Origin of the sequence: Streptomyces niveiscabiei (assembly GCF_001419795.1) — a bacterium.
Taxonomy (GTDB): Bacteria; Actinomycetota; Actinomycetes; order Streptomycetales; family Streptomycetaceae; genus Streptomyces; species Streptomyces niveiscabiei.
This window is the reverse complement of record NZ_LIRL01001444.1, coordinates 1-1,054: the sequence shown is the minus strand read 5'-3', so window position 1 is coordinate 1,054 and position 1,054 is coordinate 1. Positions and strand designations below refer to the sequence as shown.

Annotated in this window: 2 protein-coding genes; one reads left to right on the top strand and one right to left on the bottom strand. The window is 65.3% G+C overall.

Annotation, left to right across the window (positions count from 1 at the left end; all coding sequences use genetic code 11):
• The coding region (locus AOK24_RS44825; RefSeq protein WP_063799645.1) for a S1 RNA-binding domain-containing protein at window positions 1–602 on the bottom strand (602 nt) is incomplete at its 3' end.
• Window positions 603–787: 185 nt separating this feature from the next.
• On the opposite strand from AOK24_RS44825, the gene AOK24_RS50070 reads away from it, so the two are divergent.
• Window positions 788–1,054 (top strand): hypothetical protein (locus AOK24_RS50070; RefSeq protein ID WP_206191382.1); only part of this gene is annotated, 267 nt, incomplete at its 3' end.

Sequence of the window (1,054 nt, the reverse complement as noted above, 5' to 3'; positions counted from 1 at the left end):
AGTGTGCGCCTTGAGTGAGGTGGATTGGGGGTACTTGGCGGCTGGAAGGTGGATAGGCTGCCGGGGCTGGGCATGTTGGATCGGCTGACGCGTACGTTGCCACCGGCAACGCTGACCCGCCGCCGTTCCCGGTCGACCTCCGTCACCACGACCTCCACCTCTTGCCCCTCCTCCAGGCCGAACTCCCGCAGCAGCCCCTCCACACCCCGTGTGACCTCGACGAACCCCCCGAACGGCACGACCTTGGTCACCCGGCCCCGTACAACCCGGCCCACCGGGTCGGTGTCGGCGAAGAGTCGGAGGGGGTCCGGGGAGAGGGCGCGCAGGGACAGGCGGGCCTCGGCGTTCCAAGTGTCGTGGCGGAGGAACTCGCAGGTCACGGGGGTGTCGGGGGTGACGATGTCCGAGGGAGAGTCGAAGCGGTACCAGGAGAGTTCGGGGTGGGTGATGAAGCCGACGCCGGGGAACGGGGGGTGGCGAGGGCCGTCGTCCAGGGCGACGAAGACGCCGTAGGACTCGATGGAGGCGATGCGGCCGGTGAGGTGTTGGCCGGGGGTGAGGGATTCCAGGAAGGCGTTCAGTTCGGGGTCGGCGGGGATCATGTGATGCAGCTTCGCATGCTGGCGTCAGGGGTCACGGTTTTTGTCGTTTGGCAAGTATCCCGACGGTGATATTTTGAATTTGTTGCTCACGGTTCCAGAGCCCTTGTCAAGCGCGATTTATCCCACACCCTGAGTCCCCGAAATGCGGCCCCGGTCCCGTACTCCGGCGGTGTTACCGTTGCCCCGTGCGAAATTGTCTCGTCGTCAAAGGCGTCCGGCAGAATAATCTTCGGGATGTTTCCTTGGGGCTTCCCAGGAATGCGCTGACGGTGTTCACGAGGGTTTCCGGGGCGGGGAAATCGAGTCTGGCCTTCGATGCTATTTTCACCAAGGGGTGGCGACGCTATGTCGTGATTGGGCAGAATGGGGCCAGCGGGAAACCGCACTGCTTCTCGGAGAGGAGGCCCTGTCCCCGGGCCATCGGGGCCGAGTGCGGGACGGGGGTGTGGGGG